The following is a 6433-nucleotide window of genomic DNA, read 5'->3' as shown; positions in this document are numbered from 1 at the left end:
GCTTTCTTTGCTTACTTTCTTTGCAGCAGCAAAGAAAGTGAGTCCCGCCCCGGACAGGGGCAGAGCAAATAGACCGAAAAGAAAACAAGTTCCATAGGAGCCTAAGCGCATCAAACGGTGTAAACAAGCCCACCCCGAGCACCCGAGCGCCAGCGAAAGCCCATGCATACCTCAGCCCAACCCGACGCCAATACACCCGCGCCCATCGTTCTAAGAGTCGCCGGCATCGGCAAGACGTATGTCGAACCGGTACTGTCCGGCGTCTCGCTCGACCTCCGCGCAGGCGAAGTCCTCGCGCTGACGGGCGAGAACGGCGCGGGCAAGAGCACGCTGTCGAAGATCGTCGGCGGGCTTGTTACGCCCACGACCGGCACGATGACGCTCGCAGGCGGCGCCTACGCGCCGGCTTCGCGCAAGGACGCCGAAGCGCTCGGCGTGCGGATGGTGATGCAGGAGCTGAACCTGCTGCCCACCTTGTCGGTCGCGGAAAACCTGTTTTTGAACCGGCTGCCGCAAAAAGGCGGCCGTTTCGGCTGGATCGACCGGCGCGTACTGCGTGACAACGCGCGGCACGCAATGGCGCAAGTGGGGCTCGATGCAATCGATCCCGACACGCCCGTCGGCGCGCTCGGGATCGGGCATCAGCAAATGGTCGAGATCGCGCGCAATCTGATCGGCGATTGCCGCGTGCTGATCCTCGACGAGCCGACCGCGATGCTCACCGCGCGCGAAGTCGATCTGCTCTTCGAGCAGGTCGGACGGCTGAAAGCGCGCGGTGTCGCGCTCGTCTATATCTCGCACCGGCTGGAAGAATTGAAGCGCATCGCCGAGCGCGCGGCCGTGCTGCGCGACGGCCGGCTCGTGCATCTTGGCGACATGGGCGAACTCACCAGCGACCGGCTCGTCACGCTGATGGTCGGGCGCGACGTCGGCGAGCGGATCGATCTGGGCGAGCGGCGCATCGGCGAGGTCGCGCTGAAGGTGGAAGGCATGACGCGCGGCAACGTCGTGCGCGACGTGTCGTTCGACGTGCGCGCGGGCGAGATTTTCGGCGTGAGCGGGCTGATCGGCGCAGGGCGCACCGAGCTGATGCGGCTTATCTACGGCGCGGACACGGCCGATGCGGGCGTCGTCAAGCTCGCGCGCGGATCGGGAACGCTTCAGGCCGTGAAGATCGACTCGCCGTCGGACGCGGTGAAAAACGGCATCGCGCTCATCACCGAGGATCGCAAGGGCGAAGGGCTGCTACTGCCGCTGCCGATCGCCGCGAACATTTCGCTCGGCAACATCGGCGAGGTGGCGCGGCATGGAATCGTCGATGCGAAGCGGGAAGCCGCGCTCGCGCAGACGCAGATCGACGCGATGCGCATTCGCACGTCGGGCCCCGCGCAAGCAGTGTCGGAACTGTCGGGCGGCAACCAGCAGAAGGTGGTGATCGGCCGCTGGCTCGCGCGCGACTGCATGGTGCTGCTGTTCGACGAACCGACGCGCGGCATCGACGTCGGCGCGAAGTTCGACATCTACGGCCTGATGGGCGCGCTCGCGCGGGAAGGACGCGCGCTCGTGGTCGTATCGAGCGACCTGCGCGAACTGATGCTGATCTGCGACCGGATCGGCGTGATGTCAGCGGGACGCATGACAAGCGTGTTCACACGCGAAAACTGGACGCAGGACGCGCTCCTCGCCGCTGCTTTCGCGGGCTACGCGAACCGCGAGGCGATCCTGCACGAACCGCTGGAACCCGATGCTAAAGCGCCGGATTCCCACACTTTGGAGCATTGAATGTCAGGCCAGCCGAGCGGGACCGATTTGCAGACCGAGCCGCCGAAGGCAGCGAAGGCGGTGGGCACGCGGCTCGGTTTTTCGAATTACCTCGGCCTGTTAGGCGCGCTGATCGCGATGATCGCGCTCTTTTCGGTGCTGAGCACGCACTTCCTGACCTACGACACGTTCAGCACGATCGCGAACCAGATTCCCGATCTCGTCGTGATGTCGGTGGGGATGACGTTCGTGCTGATCATCGCGGGGATCGATTTGTCGGTGGGATCGGTGCTGGCGCTGGGGGCGGGCGTGGTGAGCGTCGCGGCGCTGAAGTGGCACTGGCCCGCGCTGCCCGCCGCGTTGCTCGGACTCGCCGCCGCCGCGCTGACCGGCACGTTGACGGGCGCGGTGACGGTGGCGTGGCGGATTCCGTCGTTCATCGTGTCGCTCGGCGTGCTCGAAGCGGCGCGCGGGCTCGCGTATCAGTTGACCAATTCGCGCACGGCCTACATCGGCGATGCGTTCGATTTTTTCTCGAATCCGATCGCTTTCGGCATTTCCCCTGCATTTTTGATCGCAGTTGCCGTAATGATAGTGGCGCACCTCGTTTTGACGCGGACCGTCTTCGGGCGCTATCTGGTCGGCATCGGGACGAACGAGGAAGCCGTGCGGCTCGCGGGCGTGAATCCGCGGCCGTACAAGGTCATCGTGTTCGCGCTGATGGGCGCGCTGTCCGGGCTCGCCGCGCTGTTCCAGATTTCGCGGCTCGAAGCCGCCGATCCTAACGCGGGCGCCGGGCTGGAATTGCAGGTGATCGCAGCGGTCGTGATCGGCGGGACGAGCCTCATGGGCGGACGCGGCTCGGTGATCAGTACGTTTTTCGGTGTGTTGATCATCTCGGTGCTGGCGGCGGGGCTCGCGCAGATCGGCGCGAACGAGCCGACCAAGCGCATCATCACGGGCGCGGTTATCGTGGTCGCGGTCGTGCTGGATACGTATCGGAGCCGGCGGCGGCGCGGTTGAGCGCCTTTAAAAACAATTGGAGCCGGCACGGGGCAGGACACAAAGCCGGCGAGGACGAGACACAAGGCGACACAGAAAACACGAAACGCCAACAGAGCGGGCAACCGGACGGGGCGCATCGACGGCCATGCGCGGCAACGCTGACAAGCGAACGCGGATTCAACTCGGGCGTACCGGTAGCCCCCCCATCAAAAAAAGCAGGAAGTCGGAAGAAGGACCAGGTATGGCGACGATCAAAGACGTGGCAGCCATTGCAGGGGTGTCGTTCACCACGGTATCCCACGTAGTGAACAATTCGCGGCCGGTGTCGGCCGATGTACGGGCGAAAGTCGAGCGCGCGATCCGCGAGCTGGACTACGTGCCGTCGGCGGTCGCGCGCTCGCTGAAGGCGCGCTCGACGGCGACGATCGGCCTGCTCGTGCCCAATGCAACCAACCCCTATTTTGCGGAACTGGCGCGCGGCGTCGAGGACGGGTGCGCCAAGAACGGCTATTGCGTGTTCTTCTGCAATTCCGACGACGATCCCGCCAAGCAGCGCAACTATCTGCGCGTGCTGCAGGAAAAACGCATCGACGGGCTCGTGATCGCTTCGGCGGGCGAGGATGCCGTGCTTGCGCAGAGTCTCGCGCACTCGCGCGAGCCGCTCGTGATCGTCGATCGCAATATCGAGGGCATTTCCGCCGATCTCGTGCAGATCGACCACGAAAAGGGCGCATATCTCGCAACCAAGCATTTGCTGCAGCTCGGGCATTCGGAGATTGGCTGCATCACGGGGCCGGTCTCGACGGCGGTCAGCGCGATGCGCGTGCACGGCTTCATCCGCGCGATGGCCGAACGCGGCATCGAGATCGAGCCGAACGCGATCGTCGAAAGCGATTTTTCGGCGACGGGCGGGTATGCGGCGGCGTCGCAGTTGTTCGACACGCTCAAGCCGAGCGCGATCTTCGCGTGCAACGACATGATGGGCATCGGCGCGTTGCGGGCGGCGGCGGAGCGCAAGATCAGCGTTCCGGGCGACTGCTCGATCATCGGTTTCGACGACGTGGAACTGAGCCGCTATACGTATCCGGCGCTCTCGACGGTCGGGCAGTCGGTGCGCGCGCTCGGCGAGATGGCCGCGCAGACGCTCATCGACCGGATCATGGGCAAGATTCCGTCGAACACGCGGCGGCGCGTCGTCGCGCCGCGCCTCATCTGGCGCGAATCGACGGCGGTCGTTTCGGAAACGCGGCGGCCGAAGCGGCGGGGCGCGCGAAAGGCGTGAGGTGGCGGGTGCCGACTTCGTAGTGGCGCGGCGAGAGCAAGGCGTGAGTTGCAAACGCGCCTGGTCGGGCGTTTGCTGCAAAAGGCGCGGCATCGAAAGTCTAGTTGGGTGGGGCAGGGCGTCAAAGGCCTCGGTTCGAGCAATGCTCGGGCGCCGTTTGTGAGCGTTTTTGACCGCAGGGCTTGCGCAAATCGGGCGCCGGCGGCAAGGTTGATGCCCTCATTTCAAGATAGGGCGCGAAAGACATGAGCCCTCCGGCGAGCGGCTTGCGAACCAGCCGAGAGCGGTTTGCCAGGGCGCATGGCGCCGGGCATTTCGCTGACGCGATGAAACCGCCCCGAACCCACCTTCCAACGAGACAGCCCATGACCACATCTTCCACTTCCACCGAGCGCCTCGGCCGCGTCGTCGTCGCCGGCAGCCTGAACATGGACCTCGTCGCGCGCGCGCCGCGCCTCCCCAAGCCGGGCGAAACGCTCGCAGGCCACGCTTTCGCGCAAGTGCCGGGCGGCAAGGGCGGCAACCAGGCGGTCGCGGCAGCCCGGCTCGGCGCGAATGTCGCGATGCTCGGATGCGTCGGCGACGACCCGAACGGCGCGACACTGCGCGCAGGGCTCGAAGCGGAATCGATCGATTGTGCGGCGTTGGGCACGAGCGCATCGGCGCCGACGGGCGTCGCGCTCATCATCGTCGACGACGGCAGCCAGAACGCGATCGTGATCGTCGCGGGCAGCAACGCCGATGTCACGCCCGCCACGATCGAACAGCATGAATCGCTGCTCGCCGCCGCCGATGTCATCGTCTGCCAGCTCGAAACCCCGCCCGACGCGGTGCGCGCCGCGCTTGCGGCCGGCCGCCGCCTCGGCAAGATCACAATCCTAAATCCGGCGCCCGCCGCGAGCACGCTACCCGCCGACTGGTTTCCGCTCGTCGACTACCTGATCCCGAACGAACTCGAAGCGGCGACGCTCTCCGGCATCGACATCGCCACCCCTGACGACGCCCGCCGCGCCGCTGCCGCACTGCGGCAAAAAGGCGCCCGCAACGTGATCGTGACGCTCGGTTCGCAGGGCGTTTTCGCGCTGCTGGAAGGCGGCGACGGTGAGCACTTGACCGCGCCGAAAGTTCAGGCGATCGACACCACCGCCGCCGGCGACACCTTTATCGGCGGCTTTGCGGCCGAACTCGCGCGCGGCAGCGCGGTCGCGTCGGCGATCGTTTTCGGACAACGCGCAGCGGCGCTCGCCGTGACACGCGAAGGCGCGCAGCCATCGATTCCGCATCGCAGCGAAATTACGGCGTAATCTTTCTTCAATGACGGCTTAAAACGAACGATTGTTCACCCGTTATTTCGTCAGACGAAAAATTTTCCTAAAGAGCTTGCGAGCGCACGCCGTAATCCGGTGGTAAGCGGGACGCCAGAAAGCGCCGCTTCGGCGGCTGTTCTCAGCCGCCGATCCATTCGGCCCTCATCCGGCTACGTTCTCGATTCGTTCGCTGCGCTTCGGCATCAAGGAAAATCATGACAAAGAGTTTGACGATCAAGGCGCGCCTTGGCATCACGATGGCCTTTCTGGGCGCTCTGCTCATTGCGATCGGCGGCCTCGGCCTAGTCGGCATGAGCCGTTCCAACGACGCATTTCTCGACACTTTCTCGAATCAGATGCCGAGCGCGATCGCGGTCGGCAACACCGAACTCTACGCGGCGCGCGAGCGCCTCGTCTTCGATCGCGCGGCGCTGCTCGTCGGCACGGGCGAGGTCGCGGCGACGGTCGATCGTGCGCGCCAGATGCGCGGCCGCGCCGACGCGTACTGGAAGGAATATTTGTCGCATCCGCAAAGCCCGACCGAAAAGCAGCTCGCCGATGCCGCGCTCGCCCGGCGCGTGGAACTGCAAAAACGCGTCGACGCGGGCCTGGAAGCCATCGCGGCCGCAGACCAGACGCGCATCGTGACCGAAGCCAAGGCGATGCAGGCGGCCTACAACGAACTGTCGACGGCCAATGACGCGCTGCGCAAGGAACTCACCGATTCGGCCCGCGCCGGCTACGACGAAGCCCAGCGGACCTTCAGTCTGTTCCGCACGATCAGCCTGACGGCGATCGCGCTCGGCCTTGCCGCGGCAGGCTTCGCGTGGTTCGCGCTGCGCCGCGCCATCGCACGTCCGCTCGACGAGGCGCTCGGCCACTTCGAGGCAATCGCTGCCGGCGACCTGCGCCACAAGGTGAGCGTTACGCGCCGCGACGAAATGGGCCTGCTGCTCGAAGGGCTCTCGAAGATGCAGGCGAGCCTCGTCACGACGGTCGAGACGGTGCGCTCGGGCAGCGAATCGATCGCCTCGGCGACGAAGGAAATCGCGGCGGGCAATATCGATTTGTCGTCGCG

The 6433-nt window shown here is 65.5% G+C and carries 5 protein-coding genes; all 5 read left to right on the top strand.

All coding sequences use genetic code 11. The annotated features are described in order from the left end of the window. Positions 1 to 162 precede the first annotated feature (162 nt). Positions 163 to 1782, top strand: coding sequence for a sugar ABC transporter ATP-binding protein (locus tag AWB67_RS33605; RefSeq protein ID WP_087660320.1), 1620 nt, complete (start codon positions 163 to 165; stop codon positions 1780 to 1782). Then, a complete protein-coding gene (locus AWB67_RS33600) occupies positions 1783 to 2784 on the top strand; it encodes an ABC transporter permease (RefSeq protein WP_087660319.1) in 1002 nt (333 codons plus the stop codon). It begins immediately after the preceding gene. A 223-nt stretch (positions 2785 to 3007) separates the two neighbouring features. Beyond that, the gene (locus tag AWB67_RS33595) at positions 3008 to 4048 is read left to right on the top strand and encodes a LacI family DNA-binding transcriptional regulator (RefSeq protein WP_087660318.1); all 1041 of its coding nucleotides are present in this window, start codon (positions 3008 to 3010) and stop codon (positions 4046 to 4048) included. Between the two features lie 365 nt (positions 4049 to 4413). Next, complete coding sequence (gene rbsK / locus AWB67_RS33590; protein WP_087660317.1) at positions 4414 to 5352, top strand: ribokinase; 939 nt, start codon at positions 4414 to 4416, stop codon at positions 5350 to 5352. 218 nt (positions 5353 to 5570) lie between these two features. After that, positions 5571 to 6433, top strand: an 863-nt coding sequence (locus AWB67_RS33585) for a methyl-accepting chemotaxis protein (protein ID WP_143328442.1), incomplete at its 3' end; no start/stop codon positions are given.

Source organism: Caballeronia terrestris, from assembly GCF_001544515.1.
Taxonomy (GTDB): Bacteria; Pseudomonadota; Gammaproteobacteria; order Burkholderiales; family Burkholderiaceae; genus Caballeronia; species Caballeronia terrestris.
The sequence above is the reverse complement of the archived record's forward strand: the minus strand, read 5'-3'. Positions and strand labels throughout refer to the sequence as shown.